General features: G+C 64.3%; 15 protein-coding genes and 2 pseudogenes. 6 read left to right on the top strand and 11 right to left on the bottom strand.

The features are described from left to right. Window positions 1-169: 169 nt before the first annotated feature. Window positions 170-1,387, top strand: a complete 1,218-nt coding sequence (locus tag P9273_RS07450) for an efflux RND transporter periplasmic adaptor subunit (protein ID WP_278048297.1) — start codon at window positions 170-172, stop codon at window positions 1,385-1,387. Then, the gene (locus P9273_RS07455; RefSeq protein WP_278048298.1) at window positions 1,387-4,545 is read left to right on the top strand and encodes an efflux RND transporter permease subunit; all 3,159 of its coding nucleotides are present in this window, start codon (window positions 1,387-1,389) and stop codon (window positions 4,543-4,545) included. The genes P9273_RS07450 and P9273_RS07455 overlap by 1 nt, the downstream gene beginning before the upstream one ends. A gap of 38 nt (window positions 4,546-4,583) precedes the next feature. Here P9273_RS07455 and otsB read toward each other — a convergent pair whose 3' ends face one another. The 8 genes from otsB to P9273_RS07495 form a co-directional block, all read right to left on the bottom strand. Further along, window positions 4,584-5,369, bottom strand: a complete 786-nt coding sequence (gene otsB / locus P9273_RS07460; protein WP_278048299.1) for a trehalose-phosphatase — start codon at window positions 5,367-5,369, stop codon at window positions 4,584-4,586. Next, window positions 5,366-7,150, bottom strand: coding sequence for an alpha,alpha-trehalose-phosphate synthase (UDP-forming) (locus P9273_RS07465; protein ID WP_278048300.1), 1,785 nt, complete (start codon window positions 7,148-7,150; stop codon window positions 5,366-5,368). Before P9273_RS07465 ends, otsB begins: the two co-directional genes overlap by 4 nt. A gap of 147 nt (window positions 7,151-7,297) precedes the next feature. Then, a complete protein-coding gene (locus tag P9273_RS07470; protein WP_278048301.1) occupies window positions 7,298-9,460 on the bottom strand; it encodes an amylo-alpha-1,6-glucosidase in 2,163 nt (720 codons plus the stop codon). Window positions 9,461-9,611: 151 nt separating this feature from the next. Continuing rightward, window positions 9,612-10,670: a glycosyltransferase family 4 protein gene (locus tag P9273_RS07475; RefSeq protein ID WP_278048302.1), complete on the bottom strand. Its 1,059-nt coding sequence runs from the start codon at window positions 10,668-10,670 to the stop codon at window positions 9,612-9,614. A 154-nt stretch (window positions 10,671-10,824) separates the two neighbouring features. Beyond that, window positions 10,825-11,643 (bottom strand): ABC transporter permease, encoded by an 819-nt coding sequence (locus P9273_RS07480; RefSeq protein ID WP_278048303.1) that lies wholly within the window; start codon window positions 11,641-11,643, stop codon window positions 10,825-10,827. Between the two features lie 2 nt (window positions 11,644-11,645). Beyond that, entirely contained in the window at window positions 11,646-12,926 is a 1,281-nt protein-coding gene (locus tag P9273_RS07485; protein WP_278048304.1) for an ABC transporter permease, read from the bottom strand. 9 nt (window positions 12,927-12,935) lie between these two features. Further along, on the bottom strand, window positions 12,936-13,988 hold the full coding sequence (locus P9273_RS07490) for an ABC transporter substrate-binding protein (protein ID WP_278048305.1): 1,053 nt from the start codon (window positions 13,986-13,988) through the stop codon (window positions 12,936-12,938). Beyond that, window positions 13,985-15,163 (bottom strand): ABC transporter ATP-binding protein, encoded by a 1,179-nt coding sequence (locus P9273_RS07495; RefSeq protein ID WP_278048306.1) that lies wholly within the window; start codon window positions 15,161-15,163, stop codon window positions 13,985-13,987. Before P9273_RS07495 ends, P9273_RS07490 begins: the two co-directional genes overlap by 4 nt. 285 nt (window positions 15,164-15,448) lie before the next feature. Between P9273_RS07495 and P9273_RS07500 the strand changes: the two genes are divergently transcribed. The 3 genes and pseudogenes from P9273_RS07500 to P9273_RS07510 form a co-directional block, all read left to right on the top strand. Next, window positions 15,449-16,837, top strand: a complete 1,389-nt coding sequence (locus P9273_RS07500) for an aminotransferase-like domain-containing protein (RefSeq protein ID WP_278048307.1) — start codon at window positions 15,449-15,451, stop codon at window positions 16,835-16,837. 4 nt (window positions 16,838-16,841) lie between these two features. Continuing rightward, window positions 16,842-18,089, top strand: a complete 1,248-nt coding sequence (locus tag P9273_RS07505; RefSeq protein WP_278048308.1) for an NAD(P)/FAD-dependent oxidoreductase — start codon at window positions 16,842-16,844, stop codon at window positions 18,087-18,089. A gap of 180 nt (window positions 18,090-18,269) precedes the next feature. Continuing rightward, a pseudogene (locus tag P9273_RS07510) lies at window positions 18,270-18,494 on the top strand (LysR family transcriptional regulator substrate-binding protein); the annotation flags it as partial. Window positions 18,495-18,511: 17 nt separating this feature from the next. Here the strand turns inward: P9273_RS07510 and P9273_RS07515 are convergent. The 3 genes from P9273_RS07515 to fghA form a co-directional block, all read right to left on the bottom strand. Then, a complete protein-coding gene (locus tag P9273_RS07515; RefSeq protein ID WP_278048309.1) occupies window positions 18,512-19,858 on the bottom strand; it encodes a PQQ-dependent sugar dehydrogenase in 1,347 nt (448 codons plus the stop codon). After that, window positions 19,845-20,297: a DUF2231 domain-containing protein gene (locus tag P9273_RS07520; RefSeq protein WP_040996094.1), complete on the bottom strand. Its 453-nt coding sequence runs from the start codon at window positions 20,295-20,297 to the stop codon at window positions 19,845-19,847. The genes P9273_RS07515 and P9273_RS07520 overlap by 14 nt, the downstream gene beginning before the upstream one ends. A gap of 166 nt (window positions 20,298-20,463) precedes the next feature. Further along, entirely contained in the window at window positions 20,464-21,297 is an 834-nt protein-coding gene (fghA, locus tag P9273_RS07525; protein WP_278048310.1) for an S-formylglutathione hydrolase, read from the bottom strand. Window positions 21,298-21,517: 220 nt separating this feature from the next. On the opposite strand from fghA, the pseudogene P9273_RS07530 reads away from it, so the two are divergent. Beyond that, window positions 21,518-23,013 (top strand): annotated as a pseudogene (locus P9273_RS07530) (aldehyde dehydrogenase family protein). The last annotated feature ends 15 nt before the right edge of the window (window positions 23,014-23,028 follow it).

Genomic DNA, 23,028 nt, shown 5'->3' on the forward strand with positions numbered 1-23,028 from the left:
GTCAAGGCGGGCTCACGCAACCTTGAATGCCGCAGCGCAACATGACCGATCTGTAAGCTGACAGCGCCGCATCGGCAGGACTACTGTCCCGCCGATCAACGAGGTCGATCTCAACCTCCAACCATCCTGAAAAGGCTTGATAATTCTTGCCTGCCAGGTGGACGGCGCCATGAGCATTTCATCAACACAACAGCCCATTCGCAACCGGCCGAAGCGCTCTCGCAGCATCGTGCTTTTGGCCATACTCATCCTGCTCGGCGGCGGCTATGGCGTGTGGCGCAATCACGCCCACGCAAAGGCAGCCACGACTGCGGCGTCGGCGCAGCCCGCGCCCAAGGTCCCGGTCACCGTCGCCACCGTGCGGAAGGCCGATTTCCCGCTTTACCTCTATGGGCTCGGAACGGTCACGCCGCTGAACAGCGTCAGCATCTCGAGCCGGGTCGCCGGCGTCGTCGACAAAGTTCCGGTCGAGCAAGGGCAGATGGTCAAGCAGGGCGACCTGCTCGCCGAGATCGATCCTCGCCCGTATCAGGCGGCGCTCGACCAGACGAAGGCCAAGGAGGCGGAGGACGAGGCGACGCTGAGGAATGCGCAGGTCGTGCTCAAACGCCTCTCCACACTTCTGCAAAAAACCTTCGAAACCCAGCAGGACGTCGATAATCAGCAGGCGGTGGTCAATTCCACCGCCGCCACGATCGAGGGCGACAAGGCCGCGATCGAAGCGGCACAGCTAAATCTTGATTATACCAGGATCACCTCACCGCTGACCGGCAAGACGAGCTTTCGCACCATCGACCCCGGAAACATCGTTCAGGCCGATCAAAGCGCCGGTCTGTTCACGATCGTGCAGCTCCAGCCCATCTACGTGTCGTTCACGCAGCCGCAGGACGAGGTTGCGACCATCAACAAGGTCTTCGCGGCCGGTCCCGTTGCGATCGACACGCTTGGCGCCGACATGAAGACGGTGCTGGCCAGCGGCAGGCTGGAAGCGGTCCAGAACCAGGTCGACCAGGCATCCGGCACGATCTCGCTCAAGGCGACATTCGCCAATCAGGACAATGCGTTGTGGCCTGGTCTTTCCGTCAACACGCGTATCCGCATCGGCACGATGGCAGGCGCGATCGTGGTGCCGGACGAAGCCGTCCAGCACGGCCCGGATGGGCTCTTCGCCTATGTCGTCGGCGACGACGGCAAGGTCCGTCGGCAAACCGTCAAGACCGGTCCTTCGGATGGCGGCGAGACGGTCGTCACCGACGGGCTCAACCAAGGGCAGCGTGTCGTGGTTACCGGCCAGTACCGGGTGGTCGATGGCGCAAGCGTCGACGCCACGCCGGCACAAGGTGCCGGACAGACCCAGGGCGGCGCGGCTGAGAAAGGCGCAGGCTGATGGCTGCCATCGGTGTTTCAACACCCTTCATCCGCTATCCGGTCGCAACCTCGCTGTTGATGATCGGCGTGCTGTTTGTCGGCGTGGTCGCCTATCTCAACCTGCCGGTCGCGCCGATGCCGAATGTCGACTTTCCGACGATCCAGGTATCCACCAGCCTGCCGGGCGCCGACCCGATCACCATAGCGTCGTCGGTCACCCAGCCGCTGGAGACGCAGTTCGCCCAGATCCCCGGCATTGCCGAGATGACGTCGAGCAGCCTGTCCGGCTCCAGCCAGATCACCCTGCAATTCGATCTCAACGTCGATATCGCCGCGGCCGCCGGGCTGGTGCAGTCGGCCATCAACGCCGCCGGCGGACAATTGCCGAAGACCCTGCCCAATCCCCCGACCTACAGGGAGGTCAATCCGACGGATTCGCCGATCATGCTGATCGGCGCGAGCTCGACCGACTTGCCGCTGACGACGCTGAGCGACGACGTCTACACCAAGCTTGCGCAGGTGATCAGTCATGTCGACGGCGTCGGCCAGGTGCTGGTCGGCGGCCAGCAGACGCCGTCGATCCGCGTCCAGCTCGATCCGGCCAAGCTAGCGGCAAGGGGGCTGTCGCTGGAAGCGGTACGCACCCCGCTCTCGATCGGCACGGTCGACCTGCCCAAGGGCAACATCCAGGGCGAGGTGCGCTCCTTCACCATCTTCTCCAACGACCAGATGACCGCGGCCGACGACTGGAACAACGCCATCATCGCCTATCGGAACGGGGCGCCGGTGCGGGTCAAGGATGTCGGCCGGGCGGTGCTCGACGCGCAGGATTACACCCAGGCCGGCTGGGCCGACACGACGCGCGGCGTCGTGCTCGTGATCTTCAAGGAGCCGGGCGCCAACATCATCGACACGGTCGACAAGATCAAGGCCGAGTTGCCGATGCTGACTGCCTCGATGCCGGCGTCGCTGAAGCTGCAGGTGCTTTCCGACCGCACGCAGACCATCCGCGCTTCGGTAGCCGACGTTCAGTTCACACTGATGCTCACCATCGGGCTGGTCGTGATGGTGATTTTTCTCTTCCTCCGCAACATCTGGGCGACGGCCATTCCGGCTTTCACCGTGCCTTTAGCGCTGCTCGGCGCATGCGGCCTGATGTGGTCCGCCGGCTATTCGATCGACAATCTGTCGCTGATGGCGCTGACGATCTCCATCGGCTTCGTCGTCGACGACGCCATCGTCATGCTGGAAAACATCGTCCGCTACATCGAGCATGGCGAGAAGCCGATGCAGGCCGCGATCCGCGGCGCGAGCGAGATCGGCTTCACCATCATGTCGATCTCGATATCGCTGGTGGCGGTGCTGATCCCGCTACTCTTGATGAGCGGCATCATCGGCCGCCTGTTCAAGGAGTTCGCGGTCACGCTGGCCATGACCATACTGGTTTCGGCCTGTGTTTCGCTGACCCTGACGCCAATGCTGGCCTCACGCTTCATCAAGCCGGCGGCCGAGGAGCATCACGGCAAGCTCTACCGGTGGAGCGAAAGCGTTTTCGACGGCATGCTGCGCGCCTATGAACGCGGCCTCGACCGGGCGCTCAGGCATCGTTTCATCACACTGTTGGCGTTCCTGGCCTGCGTGGCGCTCACCGGCTATTTCTTCACCCTGGTTCCCAGCGGTTTCTTCCCGCAGCAGGATACCGGTCTGATTTTCGGCCAGGTGATCGCCGGCCAGGATGTCTCCGCCGGCCAGATGCAGTCCTACATGGCGCAGTTCGCACGGATCGTCTCCACGGATTCGGCGGTCGCGCATTTCGCGGCATCAACGGGCGGAAGCGGCAACACGCAGAACACCGGCCGCATGTTCATCCAGTTAAAGCCGCGCGACGAGCGCGATGCTTCGGCCGATCAGGTCATCCGGCGGTTGCAGCCGAAGCTTTCGGTCGTCCAGGGCGCGCGGCTGTTCATGCAGGCCTCGCAGGACGTGCGCGTCGGCGGCAAGCTGTCCGCGTCGCAATATCAATATGTGCTGGAAAGCAGTGACCTCGATACGCTCGACAGCTGGGCGCCCAAGCTGCTGACGGCCTTGCAGCGCCTGCCCGAATTGCGCGACGTCTCGACCGACCAGATGAGCTCCGGCACGACGCTCACGCTGCAGGTCGATCGCGACCAGGCAGCGCGTTACGGCCTGACGGCGAACGATGTCGACAACACGCTCAACGACGCCTTCGGACAGCGTCAGATCGCCCAGTATTTCACGCAGCTTTCGACTTATGACGTGATCCTCGAGGTGCTGCCGTCGCTGCGCGGTAACCTCAAGGCGCTCGACCAGATCTATCTGACGACGTCGAGCGGTTCGCAGGTGCCGCTCTCGGCCATCGCGAAATGGACCACCAAACCGGTTCAGCCGCTGGTCATCAACCACGAAGGCCAGTTCCCGTCGGTGACGATCAGCTTCAACCTGGCGCCCGGCGTGGCGCTCGGCCAGGCCACCGCCGCGATCGACAGGACCGCCGCCGAGATGCGGCTGCCTGCGACCATCCAGACCAACTACACAGGTACGGCGCAGGCCTTCCAACAATCGCTCTCTTCAGTACCGGTGCTTATCCTCGGCGCATTGGTCGTGGTCTACCTGATCCTCGGCATCCTCTATGAAAGCTACATCCACCCGCTGACTATTCTCTCCACCCTGCCCTCCGCCGGTCTTGGCGCGCTGGGCACGCTGCTCGTCTTCCATATGGAGTTCAACCTGATCGGGCTGATCGGCGTCATCCTGCTCATCGGCATCGTCAAGAAGAACGGTATCATGATGGTCGACTTCGCCATCGCGGCGGAGCGGGACCAGCATCTCAGTTCGCTGGAATCGATCCGCCAGGCCTGCCTGCTCAGGTTCCGGCCCATCATGATGACCACCATGGTCTCGATGCTCGGCGCCTTGCCGCTGATGCTGGAGAACGGCACCGGCGCGGAAATTCGCCAGCCGCTCGGCTACACGATGTTCGGCGGACTACTCGTCAGCCAGGCGCTCACGCTCTTCACCACGCCGGTCATCTATCTTTACCTCGACGACCTTTCGCATTGGCTGAGCTCGTTTGCAAACCGCGACGAAAGCCAGGAGGAGCCGGAACTCCCGCTGGACGAGGTCAGCCTTGCCCGACGCAAGCTGGCGGCCGAGTAAATCGCTGGCGGCAAGCGAACAATCAGGCGGACCGATATTCAGGCAGTCAGGGCCCGCAACGGTGAAGCCTCATCGGCGGGAGCGCCGAAATTGGCTTCGAGCCAGGCAATGGCGCTTGCGACATCTTCGATGGCGAAGCGGGCAGCCGTCTCGCCCTGCGGCTTCACGCGGATCGATATGCCGCCCGCGGCATTGACCGTATCGAAACCGTTCTCGTCGGACGTGTCGTCGCCGAGGAACACTGGACGCCTGCCGGTGAAAGGATCGAGCTGCATAAAGCGCCGGATCGCGGCGCCCTTGGCGGCTTCGAGTGGCATCAGCTCGACGCCGGCATTCCCGGCGATCACGCGGTAGCCCTGCGGCAAGCGCGCGAGCGCTGCCTCGACCAGCTCCGTCGCCCGGGCCAGGAGCTGCGGCGCAGCTCTCGTGTGGATGGCGAGCACCGGACCCTTGCGCTCGACATAGACGGCCTTGCTTGCGAGCTCCAGTTCGATCTCGTCGGCAAGTGCCGCCATATCCGCCGGCTCGTCCGCAGCTTCGATCTTTCCGTCCGGCAGAAGTCTGTGCTCCAGCCCGTAGAGGCCGGCGATCCGCAATTTCAGCGGGTCGAACAGATGGTCGACGGCTGCTATCGATCGCCCGGTGATGAAGGCGAGCGCGCCGTCGAGCCGCCGCTCGATCCTCTCCAGGAGAACGCGCAGCTCCTTGCTGACCGAGACGGCGTCGGGATGCGCCGCGTGCTCCAGCAAGGTCCCGTCGATGTCGAGGAAAAGCGCCCACCGGCCTTCGGGAAGCGGCGGGGTAAGGTCTGCCTGACTGTTCATCGGAATCCGACTGCCTGTTTGCGTTCGAACATGGAGACGACATTGTCGCCGGTGGGGCTCGCCGGCCGGTCGTATGTGACCCGGTCGAGGTCGCCGCGCTTTCTCAGCCGCGCCGCGTCGAGCAGCATGCTGCCGGCCCAGCGAAAGACATTGTTGTCGCGCACGATTTCGCGCATGCGCCGCATGCGCTCACGCTGCTCGTCGGGTCCCATGGTCAGCGCCTGCAGCATCGCCTCGCCCATCATCGCCGCGTCGTAAGGATTGACGATCAGCGCCTCCAGCAGCTCGCGCGAGGCGCCGGCGAAGGTGCTGAGCAAAAGCACGCCCTGCTCGTCGTCGCGCGACGCGACAAACTCCTTGGCGACGAGATTCATGCCGTCATGCAGGCTGGTGACCAGGCAGATGTCGGCGGCGCGATAGAGTTCATAGACCGCCGCTTGCGAATGGTGCTCGGCTACCATGACCACCGGCCGATAGAATTCGCTGCCGTAGCGCTGGTTGAGCTCCTCGGCACAGCGCAGACATTCCTCGTGCAGTTGTTTGTAGGCCGGCAGCGTGCCGCGGCTCGGCGCCGCGATCTGCAGGAACACGACCTTGCCCACCATTTCGGGATGGCGAATGAACAGCTCTTCAAGCGCGTGGAAGCGGTCTAGGATACCCTTGGTGTAGTCGAGACGCTCGACACCGACGCAGAGCTTGGCGCCGGCTGGAATCCTGAACCGCTTGCGGACGCGCACCCGGCACTCCTCGACGCTCGGCAGGGCTTTCAGGAGCTCGACCGGCCATTCGATCGAGATCGGATAGGAATGCACCAGCGTCACCTGACCGCCGTAGGAAATGGCGGCATCGGCGCGCTCGATGCGGCTTTCCATGAAGCGGTCGACGCTCTCGGTGAAGTTGTTGGCGTGGTATTGGGTATGGAAACCCACGATCGAACTGCCGAGCAGGCCATCCAGGATGCGCTCACGCCAAGGGCAGATGCTGAACACTTCCGAGTTCGGCCAGGGGATGTGCCAGAAGGTGATGACGATCGCCTCGGGCAGACGCTCGCGGATCATGCGCGGCAAAAGCGCGAAATGATAGTCCTGGACAAGCACGATCGGCCGCTCGTTGCGAGCCTCGGCAACCACCGTGTCGGCGAATTTGCGGTTGACGGCTTCATAGGCCTCCCAGTCCGACTCGCGGAAAATCGGCCGCGTGAAGGCGATATGGCAGAGCGGCCAGAGGCCCTCATTGGCGAAGCCCAGATAATAACCTTGATACTCATCGTCGCTGAGCCAGACCCGGCGCAGCGTGTAGGAGGGATGGCCAGGCGGCACCTGCACGCGGTCGTTTCCGTCGACCACCGCCCGGTCGGCGCTGCCGCCGCCATAGGCGATCCAGGTGCCGGCGCAGGCTCGTGTGATCGGCTCCAGCGCGGAAACCAGTCCGCTCGCCGGCACGACAAGTTCGACACCGCCATCCCTGGTTTGGTTGTGGATATAGGGCTCGCGATTGGAAACGACGATCACCTGCGCATCCGGCAGTTCGTCGGCGAGGATCTTGCGCAGCGTATCCGGCGACCATGTCACCAGAGCCGCGTCGACCGACTGCCCGTTCTTCTCGAACTCACGCAGCATCTTTCGCGCCGCCTCGGTGGCAACGTCCTCACCTGGGCCCGGCAAAGTCGAAGCCCTCGGGTGATTGCGACGGTACCGGGAAAACGAAATGAAGATCGCGAATACGGAAAGTCCAAGGCTTGCGAAGATAAGGACCAGTAACAAGACGCCATATTGTGTCATTGAAATGCCAGGTCGCCTCCGGCCGTCTATTCATTGTTTTCGTTCTTGCCGGCCGCAGACGGGCGGACCGGGGTAGGTCTGGAACGCACAAACCAGCGATCAGTTCCGACATTTTCGGCCGTTGAACGCAGGGTTGCAGCGCTTTGTTTATGTACGCACGATGAGCGGCACCTGGCCTTCATGCCGATCGGACAGAAAGGCGCCGACGCGGTCGCCGACCCGCTGGAAGGTGAGATCGATCGTCTTGTCGCCGACCGTCAGGTGCCTGATCATAAGCGTGTCGATGCCGATCGGCAGCCTCGGGCGCGTGACGTGCAATTCACCCTGCCAGCCATCGATCTCCAGCCCCAGGCATGCCCGCATCAGCATGAAGGTGGAGCCGGCCGACCAGGCCTGCGGCAGGCAGGCCACAGGATAGGCGATGGGCGCCTCGCCGGGCGCCCGGGCGAAACCGCAGAACAGTTCCGGCAGCCGCATGTTGAAATGCACGGCCGACTCGAACGTGCCGCTCATCAGCCGCACCACACTGTCGCGTTCGCCGTAGCGTGCGAGGCCGACGCCGCAGAGCGCCGTATCATGCGGCCAGATCGAGCCGTTGTGGTAGGACATCGGGTTGAAAAACACCGCGTCGTCGGCGAGCGTCCTCAGTCCCCAGCCGGAATGGAAGGATGCCGACAGCAGCTGGTCGGCGACCAGCTTGGCACGCTCGGGCTGCGGCAATCCGACGAAAAGCAGGTGCCCGGCATTTGAGGTACGCACCTTGCAGGGCTGGCCCTCGCCATCGATGGCCAAGGCGTAGAAGTTCATGTCTTCCAGCCAGAAGTCGCGTTCCACGGCGACCCGCATTTCCTCGGCGCGGCCCTCCCAATGCTCGGCGTCCGCGAATTCGCCGCGGCGGCGTGCGAGCGCCGCCATGCCGCGGAAGGCGGCGAAGACATAGCCCTGCACCTCGACCAGCGCGATCGGCCCCTTGGGGATGCGGCCGTCGGCATGGAAAACCGAATCGAAACTGTCCTTCCAGCCCTGGTTGGCGAGGCCCGACTCGGCGGCGCGCTGGTAGGTCACGAAACCGGTGGCGCGGCTCGCCTCCTCCGTCCATTCGGCGGCGGCTTTCAGCGAAGGCCAAAGCTTGTCGATGAAGGCCATGTCGCCGGTGCGGTCGGCATAGGCGGAAGCCAGATGGATGTAGAGCGGCGTGGTGTCGACGCCGCCATAATAGCGGCCGAAAGGAAGTTCGCGCAGCGTCGCCATCTCCCCCTTGCGCGTCTCATGCATGATCTTGCCGGGCTGGGAATCGCTGAAGGGCGAGGTCTCCGTCGCCTGATGCTCGGCTAGAAAAGCCAGCACGCCGCGCGCCAGCCCGGGATTGAGCCAGAGCATCTGCAGACTCGAGATCACGCCGTCGCGGCCGAATGCCGTCGAGAACCACGGGATGCCGGCATAGGGATAGGGCCCCGTCGGAAGCTCCGTGGTAAGCAGCGCCACATCGGCGCGGGCGCGTTCGACCCAATCGTTGAAGACGCGGCCCGAGCTGTGCACCGTGGCGCCATGCCTGCGCTTGGCGCGCATGCCGAAGCGGGCCCGCGCCGCCGCGGCGCGGAAGCGGTCGCGATCGGGCGGATCGGCGACCTCGGGACCAACCTCGATATAGAGCACTTTTTGACTGCGCTTGGTCACCGCGATGAGGAAATCGGCGCGATTGTCGCTCAACTGGTCGGGTGCCTGCGAAAAGGAGATCGCGGAAAGCCGCGGCAGACCGTCCAGACCGTCATAGCCGAGCAGTACCGAAGTCTTATCGGTCTTGGCGACATGCGTCGTGCCGCGCTTCACCCGCGTCGAGCCGCGCACCTCGAACATGTCGCGAAAGTCGGCGGCAAAATGCAGGGAGACGGTGATGGTCGAATGCTCGCGGCTATAATTGGAAAGCGTGATGCGCTCGAACAGCCTGTCCTGCCACAGCAGCCTGACGCGTTCGATATGGATCGCACCCTGCGGAATATCGCGGCCTATGGCACTCTGGATCGGCAGATTGGTGAGGTTGGACGTGAACAGCACATTGTCCTGGCTGAGCGAGGCTCCGAGCAGCGACATCGGCCTGCCGCCGACGGTCAGCCGGAATTCGGAAAGCACGCGGGTGTCGTCGCGGAAGAAGCCGTCGCCCGACCCTCTGATATCGCCATAGGCATCGGCCACGGCGAAGCAGTCGCCCTGCTTGAGCGCAAAAAGCCGATGCGGTTCCCGCGGCGCGGTCTCGTCGAGTGAGGAAAGGGCTACGGCGGGATCGAGCTTGCGCTCGTCGAGCTCCATCATTCGTCACCTCTTTGTTTGCCCCGCCCTAGGCATGATGCCGAAAAGTGTGAAGCGGCTTTCGGGCGACATCATGCTCTATCTCTTTGATTTAGAGTCGGATCCGGATTTCAGGTCGAACAGACCTGAAATCATCCGGCTCTAGGCATCAAGGTCAGGAGGCTTTGGCCTCCGGCGTGCCGGTCAGACGCATATAGGCAGCAAGATAGTCGCGCGCCATTCTTGTCGCCGAGAACCTTTTCTCGAAGGCTGCCCTCACCTGCCGCCGGTCGAGATCGAGAAGCGCGGGCATCGACGCGACCGCACCGTCCACGCTGTCCACGACGAAGCCGGTGACGCCGTTATCGACGATCTCCGGCAGGGCGCCCTGGTTCCACGCAATCACCGGCGTACCGCAGGCCATGGCCTCGATCGCGACGAGGCCGAACGGCTCGGGCCAGTCGATGGGGAACAGCAGGCCCGCCGCATCGCCAAGAAACGCGGCCTTTTCGTTTTCCGTGATCTCGCCGACATAATCGACGCGGTCGCCGTCGATGAGTGCCTCGATGTTGTCGCGGAAATAGGCGCGGTCGTCGTCGCCGATCTTGGCCGCCAGCTTCAGCTTCAACCCGGACCGGCGCGCGATCTCGATGGCGCGGTCCGGCCGCTTGTCGCGCGACAGGCGCCCGAGAAAGACAAGATATGGTTCCTCCGGCTGCGGCTCATAAGTCGGTTGGTAGGCGTCGAGCGGCAGTCCGTGATGGATCGTGGCAAGCCAGTTCGCATCCGGCAGGCCACGCTTCTGGCTGTGCGAAATCGAGATCATCGGGAAACGCGGAAAGCGTTTGTAGGCCGGCGCCAGATCCACATAGTCGAGCCGGCCATGCGGCGTCGTCACGGTCCGCCCGGCGATCTCTTCGAAGAAAGGAAAATGCAGGAAGTGGCTGAGATGGAAATGGATGACGTCGAACTCGCCGGCACGCTCGCGCACATCGGCAAGCATCGCCAGATGCGCGGCGATCTCCGATTTCTTCGGCCGCGGATCGAGGCGTATCGCCTGGTCGCGTCCAGGCGCCAGCCTGGCCGAAGTCTCGCTGTCGCCGCTCGCGAACAGAGTCACGTCGTGTCCGAGCCCGACCAGCGCTTCGGTGATATAGAAAACGATCCTCTCCGTCCCGCCATAGAGTTTCGGCGGCACGGATTCATAGAGCGGCGCGACATGAGCTATGCGCATTTGGTCCCTCGGCTGCTGACGCGAGGCAAAATGCGTCAGCCGCGAGATCGTTCCTGCCCGATGGCCGCGGGGCCGAGCAATTCCAGGAAAAGTGCGAAGCGGTTAGGCTCGGCGCCTCCGCCGTAGCCTTCCGTCCGGAATTGCGTAAGCTAATTTAGGCTGGGGCCTTGCGCCCACGCCGCGCCAGGATGTTGGCGACCAGGAGCAACAATATCGACAGCCCCATCATCAAGGTTGCCGCTGCCGTAATTGCCGGGCTCAATTTCTCCCGCAGTCCGATGAACATTTCGAGCGGCATCGTGCGCTGGCTGGCGCTGGCCAGGAACTGCACGATGACCACTTCGTCGAAGGAGGTGACGAAGGCGAAGGCCGCTCCCGAGAGCACGCCGGGCAGGATCAGCGGCAGCATGACGCGGAAGAACGACGTCAGCGGCCTGGCGCCCGAGATAGCCGCGGCCCGCATCAGGTTGCGGTCGAAGCCCGTGAGGCTGGCGCCGACCGTCACCACCACGAAAGGGCTGGCCAGCGCGGTATGCGCCAGGATGATGCCGGCATAGGTGCTGGCGAGCCCGACGCGGGCGTAGAACAGATACGAGCCGACTGCGGTGATCACCACCGGTACAATCAGCGGCGACAACAGCAGCGGCATGATGATGCGACGTCCGGGGAATTTCTCGTCGGACAGCGCGATCGCCGTCAGCGTGCCGAGTGTCGTCGCGATCACCGTCGTGCCGAAGGCGACGATCAGGCTGTTGCCGATCGCCGACTGCCAGCGCTGCGTGCCGAGCACCACCTCGTACCAGCGCGTCGAGATCCCCTCCAGAGGGAAGATGAAGAAGGCGCCGCTGTTGAAGGAGAGCGGCACCGGAATGAGGATCGGCACCAGCAGGAACAGGATGACCAGCCCGCACCAGATCCACAGCAGCGTGATGAGGATGCGTTCGCCTGTTGTGGGATAGGGAGACAGCAGCATGGCTATACCAGCTTCAGGCGGTCGAGGCCGAGGACGCGGGCAAAGATGCCGAACAGCGCCAGCGTGAAGACGAGCAGGATGAAGGACAGCGCCGCCGCCATCTCCCAGTTCAGTTCGACATTGACGTAATTGGCGATGAAATTGCTGATCAACTGGTCGCTCGCCCCGCCGATCAGCGCCGGGGTTATGTAATAGCCGAGGCACAGGATGAAGGTGAGCATGCAGCCGGCCATCACGCCCGGGAACACCTGCGGAATGTAGACGCGGCGGAAGGCGGTGAAGGGTCTGGCGCCCAGCGAATAGGCCGCCTTCATCTGCGAGGCTGGAATGGTGCGCATGACGCTGTAGATCGGCAGCAGCGTGAACGGCAGCTGGATATGCGTCATGGCGATGATCAGGCCGATGCGGCTGTACATCAGGTCGACCCGGTCGCTGGTAACGCCGATCAGAAGCAGGAAATCATTGACCAGTCCGAACTTCTGCAACAGCACCGTCCAGGCGGCGGTGCGCACCAGGATCGAGGTCCAGAACGGCAGCAGCACCGCGACGATCAGGATGGCCGCCAGCCCCTTCGGCACGTTGGCGATCAGATAGGCGAGCGGAAAACCGAGGATCAGCGTTGCCAGCGTCACCGATGCGGCGACAAAGAAGGTGCGCAGAAACACCTGGATGAAGATCGCCTGTTCGGGCGGCACCTGCTCGATGCCGCCGTCGGCATTCCAGCGCAGATCGAGCGCGCTGAGCAGATAGAAGGAGGTAAGGCTGCGGGTGCCGCTCCGGATGGCCGGCCAGGTCGACGGCGCAGACCAGAACGGCACCGACTTCACCGCGCCGAGCGCGGCCGGGCCGTCGGCGCTTTCGAGCTTGCGCACCGTCTTCAGCACTTGGCTGCGCGCGCCTGGCAGGCGGGCATTAAGGCTCCTGGCCAGCTCATAGGCCGTGCCTTTGGCCTGGTTTTCCTTCAGGTCCGCCGCCAACGCGGCGAAGGCGTCGTCGCCCGGCATTCCCTGGCCGTTCCAGTTGCCCAATGCCTGCGCGGTTTTCGGCAAGGCGTCGGCGATGGTCGGGTCGTAGACGGCGCGCGAGAGAAGCAGCACGATCGGGATGCCGAAGCTCAGCGCCAGAAGGATGAGCAGCGGGGCCGCCAGAACCAGCGAGCGCATCCGGTCGCCGAATTCGGCGCGCCGGAGCGCCGCCGACACGGATTTCAGGTCCGTGTCGGCGGCTGACCGGTCGCGGGCCAGCGTCGCCCGGTCGAGTTCGCTGGGCTGGAGCGCCGACATTTCGCCGTCCTACTGGGCGAGCCAGGCGTTGAAGCGCTTGACGAGGTCCTCGCCATAGTCGCCCCAGAACTCGGTATCGGCCACCAGATAGGCGCCCTTGAGATGGTCGGGAGCATTGGGCAGCTTCGGCAGCGCGTCGGGAGCGACGAAGGACGCCGCGTCGGTGCGAACCGGGCCATAGGTGATGTAGCTTGCGAGTTTGGCGTTGTTCTTGGGCTCGCTGATATAGGCGAGATATTTGTAGGCGAGCTCCGTATTGCGGGCGCCCTTCGGAATGCTGATCATATCGTATTCGAGGATCTGGTTGTTCCAGACGATCTTGAACGGCTTCTTGTCGGTGTCGATGGCGTTTTGGATGCGGCCGTTCCAGGCGGTTGTCATGACCACTTCCTTGGAGGCCAGAAGTTGCGCCGGCTGCGCGCCGGCATCCCACCACACGATGTCCTTCTTGATGGTGTCGAGCTTCTTGAAGGCGCGGTCGACGCCCTCCGGCGTTGCCAGCACCTTGTAGACGTCGGCAGGTGCGACGCCATCGGCCATCAGAGCCCATTCGAGGTTCTGCGCCGGGAACTTGCGCATGGCGCGCTTGCCCGGGAATCTCGTCGTGTCGAAGAGGTCGAGCACCGAGGTCGGCGCCTCCTTGAGCACGGTCGGGTCATAGGCGAGGATGTCGCCATAAGCATCGAGACCGACACCGCAATCCAGCGCCGACCCTTGAATGAATTTGTCGCGCGGTGCGATCTTGGAATAGTCGAGCCGCTCGAGGATGCCGGCGTCGCAACCCTGCAGCACGGTCGCGGTCTCGACCGTTACCAGGTCGATCGGCACATTGCCTGTTTCCACCATGGCTTTCACCTTGCCGAGATCGCCGAGATATTCCTGCTCGAGGATCTTGGCGCCGGTTTCCTTGGCGAACGGCTCGAACCAGGCTTTGCGCTGCGCATCCTGCCAGGCGCCGCCGCTTGCCATGATCGACAGCTCCTCGGCGAAAGCGGCGCCGGCGATGGTCGCGCAGGCCGTGGCGGCCGCGAGCGCGATGAGATGTGTCCTCACATGTTTCATGATGGTTTCCCCTGTTTTGGAATGGCGCCGCCCGTTCCGGCATCGACCGGAAAGGCGCGGCAATCGTTGGGCGCGCAGGAGACCGTCACGGTCTCGCCGTTTGCCATCGTCGCTTCGGGGCCGACCTTGACGGTCAGCACCTGGTCGTTGGCGAGCCTAGCCAGAAGGCGCAGGTGATCGCCGAGATAGATGCGCCCATCGACGGTCGCCGATAGCGCGTTGCCGCCATTGGCGGCGGCCGAGAGGCTGAGCCGCTCGGGCCGGACGGCGACGTGGCAGGGGCTCCCTTGCGTCACCCCGACCGCCAGCGCGGTGATCTCGCCGCCGCCATTCAGCCGAACGCGGCATTGCTCTCCCGAAACGCGATCGACCACGCCCTCCAGCGTATTGTTCTCGCCGATGAAGCTCGCGACAAAAGAGCTTTGCGGAGCGTTGTAGAGATCATCCGGAGAGCCGAGTTGGGCGATGTCGCCCTGGTTGAAGACCGCGACGCGGTCAGACATCGTCAGCGCCTCGCTCTGGTCGTGCGTGACATAGACGATCGTGACGCCCAGCATCGTGTGGATCTGCTTGATCTCGAGTTGCATATGCTCGCGCAGTTTCTTGTCGAGCGCGCCGAGCGGCTCGTCCATCAGCACCAGGCTGGGCTGGAACACCAGCGCGCGAGCCAGCGCCACGCGCTGCTGCTGGCCGCCGGAAAGCTGCGCCGGCCGGCGGTCCCCGAATTGCTTCAGCCGCACCATGTCGAGCGCGCGACCCACTCGAGACGCGATGTCGGCCTTGCTCACCTGGCGAACGGAAAGCGGGAAGCCGACATTTTCCTCGACCGTCATATGCGGGAACAGCGCATAGTTCTGAAACACCATGCCTATGTTGCGCTGGTAAGGCGGCAAGCGATCGACCGGCTGTCCTTCCAGCGTGATCGTGCCATGCGTCGGCCGCTCGAAGCCGGCGAGCATGTTGAGCGTCGTCGTCTTGCCGGAGCCGGACGGACCGAGCAGCGTCAGGAATTCGCCGCGAGCGACGGTGAGGTTCATCCGCGTCACCGCGAAGCTGCGGCCGTCATAAGATTTCTCGACGTCAGCGAATTCGACGAAGCCTTGGCCGGCGCTCGTCTGCGCGGAATGCGCAACCGCTGCTCCGCCGGTCGGTGCAAAGGCCTGGCCGACGCTCATCGCGGGCAATCCCGGCTGCCGTCGAGAGATTCGTTACGTGGTTTGCGATCCATGCTTCGTCCTCCCGGGTACGGCCTGCCGAAACAGCGCCGTCCGACTTGTATGGTCACACAATTAAGCTGAAATCGACCATAAATGCGGACAACTTTGCCCGTCAAGTCGAAAAATTGCGGCATTGTGTGATAATTTTTCTCGGCCTTGTGCCGGACAAGTTCTATTGTATGGATCATTGTCTTGTGCTAGATGCCCGACAAAGTGAGACGTCAGCCGCAGTTCGAATCCTTCATGCTCGAAGATCTTCGCCTCACCGAGGATGAAAGCCCGGTCTATCGCCGTCTGGCCGACGCAATCGCCGAACGCATCGCCGCGGGCACGCTCGCCGTGGGCGACCGGCTGCCGCCGCAGCGCGAGATCGCGCGCGCCCTGGGCATCAACGTCACGACCGTGACGCGGGCGCTGTCCACCCTGCAGGAGCAGGGCCTGCTCGAGGCACGCCCTGGACGCGGCACGACGGTCGCTGCCCGCGACATTGTCGAACGTCCAGGATTCGTGTCGGCGCCGAGCGACCAGAGCGGCATCATCGACCTCTCCGTCAACCGGCCGCCCACGTCAGCCTATCTCGACGCGGTCGCGGCGCTGATGCCGCGCCTTTCAAAGGATCGCCACTACGCCTCGCTGCAGGATTATCATCCGCCGGAGGGGCCGCTTTGGGGACGCGCGGCGGTCGCCGATTGGTTGAAATCGGTCGCAGGCGATGGCGACCCTGGCCGTGTCGTGCTGGCAGCCGGCGCCCAGCATGGCCTCGACTGCGTGCTTGGCGCCGTGACCAGGGATGGCGAGGTGATACTTGCCGACGAGGTGACCTATCAGGGGATCAACGCGCTGTGCCGGGTCCACGGGCTGGATTTGCGTGGCGTCGCCATGGATCGCGGCGGCATGCGCCCGGACGCCTTCGAGGCCGCTTGCACGCAGCTTCGCCCGCGTGCCGTTTTCCTGGTGCCGACGTTGCACAATCCGACGACGATCACGCTGAGCGAGGAGCGCCGGCATGAACTGGCCGCTGTCGCGCGGCGCCACAATGTGCTGATCATCGAGGATGACGTCTACCGGCCCCTGGCCGACGATCCGCCGATCTCCTTCGCCAGCCTCGAACCCGAGCTGACGATCCATCTCGGCGCGCTGTCCAAATGCCTGGCGCCCGGCCTGCGCCTCGGCTTCGTCATCGCTCCGCGCCCGATCGCCGGCCAGATCGCGGCGGCGCTGCGCATCAATTGCTGGAGCATAAGCCCGTTGACGGCGCTGATCGGCGCCAGGCTGATCGAGGAAGGTGCCGCCGGCCGTATCATCGATATCCAGAAACAGGAGTTGCGCCAGCGCCAAGCGATCTTGAGCGAAATCCTCGGTCGCTTCGACATCCAGGCGCATCCGACATCGACTCATGCCTGGCTGCGCCTGCCGGAGCCCTGGCGCGGCGCCGGCTTTGCCCGCACCTGCCTGGAGCGTGGTGTCGCCGTGTTGCCGGGCGACGCCTTCGCCGTCGGGCGCGAGCCGGTGCAGCACGGCGTGCGCATCAATGTCGGCGCGGCGCGCTCGCTCGAGGACCTGCGCTCGGCGCTCACCACCATGGCCGAGTTGCTCGCCGCCGGCCACCTGCAACTGCCGGGCTTCGTCTAAGGCCATGACCTCCGCGCCGAAATCCGTCGAGATCGCCATCATCGGCGCCGGCGTCGTGGGTCTGGCGAGCGCCCTGCGCCTCGCTGGCGAGGGTCGCGAGGTCCTGCTCATCGACCCGAACGAGCCCGGCTCGGGCGCTTCGTTCGGCAATGCCGGGACAATCGCCGAATATGCCTGCATGCCGGTCGGTAATCCCGGTGTGCTGCGGGCTTTGCCGAAGCTGCTGCTCGATCCCGACAGTCCGTTCTCGTTGCGCTGGGCAGCGCTTTTCCAGCTCGCGCCATGGCTCATCCGCTTTGTCCGGCAGTCGCTGCCGGCGGCAACCCGCGCCAATGCGCTGGCGCTCGCCGGTCTGCTCGCCGAAGCGTTGCCGGCCTGGGGCGAAATGGTGCAGGAGGCCGGGCTTCAGGATCTGATGCGCCGAAACGGCTGCCTCTATGTCTACCGCCGCGCCGGCGATTTTGCCGCCTCCGAAGGCGGGCGGGCTTTGCGGGCCGAGCTCGGTGTCCATCAGCAGGTCCTGACCGCCGACCAGGTGGCCGCGCTGGAACCGCGGCTCGCGGCGTTCGAGGCCAAAGGCCTCTATTTCCCGGATTCGCTCAATGTCAGCGACCCCGGGGCGGTGATGGCGCGGCTGGCTGCCGCTGCCGCAGCCCGAGGTGCGCAATTCATGCGCGCGAGCGTGACCGGCCTCGCGGCGGGTGCCGGCGGCATGCGGCTGAGCGGCCGGGACCTTTCCGTCACGGCGCAAAAAGTGGTGATTGCGGCGGGCGCGCGATCTCGCCCGCTCGCTGACCAAGCCGGCGACAGTATCCCGCTGGACACCGAGCGCGGCTACCATCTCGAATTTCCGACCACGGCGCCTTTGCTCAACCGCCCGGTCTGCCCGGTCGATCTCGGTTTCTACATGACGCCGATGGACGGCAGGCTGCGGGTTGCCGGCACCGTCGAGCTCGGCGGGCTTAACGCGCCGCCCAATCCGCGCCGCCTCGCGCTGCTCGATCGCGGCGTACGGCAGTTCTTCCCCGATCTCGGCCGGCCATCGTCGCAATGGCTTGGCTTCCGGCCGTCGCTGCCGGACTCCCGCCCGGTGATCGGTCCCTCGACGAAATCGCCGGACGTGATCTACGCCTTCGGCCACGGCCATCTCGGGCTGACGCTCGCCCCGGCGACGGCGCGCTGGATCGCCGGCTTCATCGCGGGGCGAGGTGTGCCATCGGCCGCCGAATTTTCCGCGAAGCGCTTCGGCTGAGCCACCGCGCCAGGCAGCCGACAATTTCCGGCATCTTGAAATTTGAAACGCAGCCTCCCGCATGACCGGCCCAAACTTTGGACTTTGCGGATCCCGACCATGCGTCTCCAGAACTTTGCAAAGGGCGACAGACGTTTCGGGGCCTGGCTCTCCGAGGCGGTCGAGCCACTGCGGCAGGCGAAACCCGCCATCGAAGCGGAAGGCCGCGAGGCGGTGCGCGAGATCGTCGCCTCTGGAGCCGGCGTCGGTTTCGTCTCGGCGGCGGAGTTCGGCCATGATGCGCGGCTGGTGCCGATTACGATCGACGCGCCGGAGACGCTGATGGACGAAGCGTTAATCTGCCTGCGCGAACGCAGCGACGGCGAGCTGGTGCGCGCCTTCCTCGACATGGCCCGTTCGATGTCGGGGATTGAGCCAGGTTCTTACGTGGATCCGGGCCCAGCCGCGGTGACCCGCCACACGGTGTTGCCGACATCGTCGGCAATCAGCAGCGCACCGGATTTATCGACGGCAACGCCGACCGGACGACCCCTCGCCTCGCCCTTGTCGTTGAGGAAGCCGGTGACGACGTCTTGCGCCATGCCGTTCGGATGCCCGCCGCTGAACGGCACGAAAACCACCTTGTAGCCGTTGAAGCGAGTTCGGTTCCAGCTGCCATGCTCGCCGACAAAGGCGCCACCGCGATAGGATTGCGGCAGGCTGTTTGCGGTGTAGAAAGCAAGCCCGAGCGGCGCGACATGCGAGCTCAGCGCGTAGTCAGGTGGGATGGCCTTGGCCACCATGTCCGGCCGCTGCGGCATGACGCGTGGATCGACATGCTGGCCGTAATAGCTGTAGGGCCATCCATAGAAGGCGCCGTCCTTCACCGAGGTCATGTAGTCCGGCACGAGGTTCGGCCCGAGCTCGTCACGCTCGTTGACCACTGTCCAAAGCGCCTTGCTTTCCGGTTCGAACGACAGGCCGTTGGGGTTGCGCAGCCCGCTGGCGAAGATGCGCCAGCGGCCGGTGGCGCGGTCGACCTCCCAGATCGCGGCGCGGTCCTTCTCGGCCTGGATGCCGTTCTCGGTAATGTTGCTGTTCGAGCCGACGCCGACATAGAGCAGCGAGCCGTCAGGGCTCGCCACCAGGCTCTTCGTCCAGTGGTGATCGATCGGTCCGCCTGGCAGTTCCGTCAGCACCTTGCCCGGCGCCGTGATCTTGGTGTCGCCCGGCTGGTAGGGATAGCGCACGATCGCGTCCGTGTTGGCGACATAGAGATCGTTGCCGACCAGCGCCACGCCGAAGGGCGAGTTGAGGTGGTCGAGAAACACCCCCTGATAATCCAGCTTGCCGTCGCCATTGGTGTCGCGCAAGAGCGTGATGCGGTTGCTTGGCCCGCTATCGCCGCCGGAAGTGACCCAGCTTTCGACCCAGCCCATGATGATGTCTTTCGGCCGTTTGACCGATGCTTCGTTCGGCGCCTTGGATTCCACCACCAGGATATCGCCATTGGGCAGCACGTAAAGCGAGCGCGGATGCTGGAGCCCCTTGGCCAGCGCCTCGATCTGCAAGCCTTGCGCGACGGTCGGCTTCTCATCGTTTTTCCAGCCGACCACCGAGGCCAGATGCATAGGCGGGAACAGGTATTGGGTTATCTCCGGCAGCTTCGGATTGGGGCCGATCTGCACGTTCGGGTCGGTGTTGTCGTCGCTGCAGGCGGCAAGGCCCAAAGCCATTGCGCAGCAAAGCGCCGCAATCGGCCATCTTAGATCGCTGTCAAACCGTCTCATCGGCCACTCCTACGTGATGGCGATAGACCAGGCCCCAGCCGAGCCAGCCGGTGAAGAGCAGGATGATCACCACCAGCGCCGAGAGGATCAGCCCGGTCGGCACGACGGACGTCCAGGCATCGCGCGTGTGGATCAGCATGTTGAAGAAGGACAGAACAAGCGCCACGATATTGCCCGCCATGTGCAGCCACGCGGTCCGCTGAGCGCGTATCCTGCGGCCGCCAAGAAAGTCGGTCAGCCCCGCGATGGCAGCCAGGATACCGACGATGACACCGACGGTTACAAGCCAGGCCGAAAAATTGGCCCAGGTCATTTCGGCCGTCCACCAATAGACGATATCGGTCAGCAATGTCCCGACGAAACAGGCGATCGGGATGGTTACGAGCATGGGGTGGATGGGATGGCCGGCTATGCTTGCCGTGGATCGCGGGTTATCCATGCGGAAGCTCCTTTCCGCGCTGCTGCTCGGGCTTAACAGCGCAAAAAGGCGAATGTTCCTGCTGAAATCCTAGCGCTCACCAGAAGGTGAACGCGCGATTCTCAGCCAGAGCTGGCGCGGAATAGCCCTTCCGAGAGCGGCCGGGCGCACATTTCGCCGACGACAATCACGTAAGCCGCGCGGCATGCCACTTCAGATGATCGTCCATGAAGGTCGAGATGAAATTGTAGGAATGGTCGTAGCCTTCCTGCATGCGCAAGGTCAGATCGATGCCTGCCTTCTTGCATGCTTCTTCCAGCAGCCATGGGCGCAGACCGTCCTGCAGGAAGCCATCCGCCGTGCCTTGGTCGACGAGGAATTCCGGATATCGCTTGCCATCCTCGATCAGCAGCGTCGCGTCATAGGCGCGCCAGCTCTTTTCGTCCGCTCCGAGGTACTTCTCGAAAGCGGGCCGCGACCAGCCGGCCGTCGACGGTTGTACGATCGGCGCGAAGGCCGAGCAGCTCCGGTAGCGCTCCGGATTCTTCAGCGCGATCGTCAACGCGCCATGTCCGCCCATCGAATGGCCGAAGATGGCCTGCCGTGATATGTCGACCGGAAAATTGGCGGCGACGAGCGGGGGCAATTCCTCGGCGATGTAGGAATACATCCCGTAGTTCTTGGCATAGGGCTCTTGCGTCGCGTCGAGGTAAAAGCCGGCGCCGCAACCGAATTGCCAATTGTCCTTCTCGTCCGGAACGTCGGACCCGCGCGGGCTGGTGTCGGGACACACGACGACCAGCCCGAGCTCGGATGCCATCCGCCGGTACTCGCCCTTGTCCATGACATTTGCGTGCGTGCAGGTAAGGCCCGACAGATACCACAGGATCGGACACGGTCCGTTCTTGACCTGGGGCGGCACGAAGACGGCGAAGGTCATGTCGCAGGCTAAGACTTCGGAAGCGTGCGAATAGACGCCCTGGATGCCACCATGCGATTTTGATGTGGAAACGACCTTCATCGGTTCTGCCTTTCGTCAGGAAATCTCGATCCCGCATAACCGCCAGCCGGGGGCTCGCGCAACCTTGCACCTTGCATATCTGTTCCTCCGTTGCCGGAAACACCTGGGAAGACGCGCGCCTGGCACAGTCCGATTATGTGAAACGCCCCTTTAGCTTCCCTTGTTTGAGGTCGCCGGCTGCGGGAGTAATAGTCGCGTCGGAATTCGTGAGGAGGAGACGATGACGCTGAATTTCGACCCGAGGGCGAAGGCCGCCGCGCTCTACCATGGCGAATTCCGGCCGATGTTCATCGGCGGCAAGTGGGTGGCGGCGCAATCCGGTGAGGAGATGCAGGCGCTGAACCCGGCGACGGGCGAAGTGCTGGCCACCGTGCCGCGCGGCGGAGCCGCGGATATCGACGCGGCGGTGGCTGCGGCACGCGCGGCCTTCGAAGGCCCCTGGTCGAATTCTCGCCCTACGAGCGGCAATGCGTGCTGCTGCGGATCGCCGACCTCTTCGAAAAAAATTGGGGAGAGCTCAGCGTCTCCGACACGCTCGACATGGGGCTGCCGATCACCCGCACGCTGGCCAACCGGCGCCGCGTCATCGGTATGTTGCGCTTCTATGGGGGCATGGCGACCGCGCTGCATGGCGAGACGATCGACAATTCGATCCCCGGCGAGATCGTCTCCTTCACCCGGCGCGAGCCGGTCGGCGTCGTCGGCGCGATCATTCCCTGGAATGCGCCCACCGCTGCTTCGATCTGGAAGATCGCACCGGCTCTGGCCACCGGCTGCACCATCGTGCTGAAGCCCTCGGAGGATGCATCGCTGACGCCGCTCCTGATCGCGAAGCTGATGCAGGAGGCCGGCGTCCCCGACGGCGTCGTCAACATCGTCACCGGAACCGGCGCCGAGGCCGGCGCACGGCTCGCCGAGCACCCGGATGTCAACAAGATTGTCTTCACCGGCTCGACGCTGACCGGCCAGGCGATCGCCCGCGCCGGCGTCGCCAACCTCAAGCGTGTTTCGCTGGAGCTCGGCGGCAAGTCGCCGATCATCGTCTGCCGCGACGCTGACATCGACAAAGCCGTGCCGGTCGCGGCGATGGCGGTGTTCGTGCATTCCGGTCAGATCTGCATCGCCGGCTCACGCCTGTTCGTGGCGCGCGATATCCATGACGAGTTCGTGCGCCGGGTCGCCGAGTTCGCCGGCAAGCTGCGCGTCGGCCATGGCATCGAAGCGGAGACGGAAATCGGGCCGCTGATCAATGCAAGGCAGGCGGGCAAGGTGGAAGGCTACATCAAGGCGGGCAGCGACGAAGGCGCCCGGCTGGTCGCCGGTGGCTTGCGGCTGACGGGCGAGCTCTATGACGGCGGCAACTTCATCGCGCCGACCGTCTTCGGCGCGGTGTCGGACAAGATGACCATCGCGCGGGAAGAAATCTTCGGACCGGTCATCTCGGCGATGCCTTTCGACACGCTGGATGAGGTTGTCGCGCGCGCCAACGCAACGCCCTACGGCCTGGCGGCCGGCATCTTCACCACCAATCTCGGCACCGCGCACAAGCTCGCGCGCCGCGTCAAGGCCGGCTCGGTCTGGGTCAACATGTACCATGCCATCGATCCGGCCGTGCCGTTCGGCGGCATGAAGATGTCCGGCTACGGCCGCGAGGGCGGCGTCGAGCATCTGCACGAATATCTTGAGACGAAGGCGGTCTGGATGCAGACCGACTAGGTCGCCCATGAAGTT

Source organism: Mesorhizobium sp. WSM4935, assembly GCF_029625735.1.
Classification (GTDB): domain Bacteria; phylum Pseudomonadota; class Alphaproteobacteria; order Rhizobiales; family Rhizobiaceae; genus Mesorhizobium.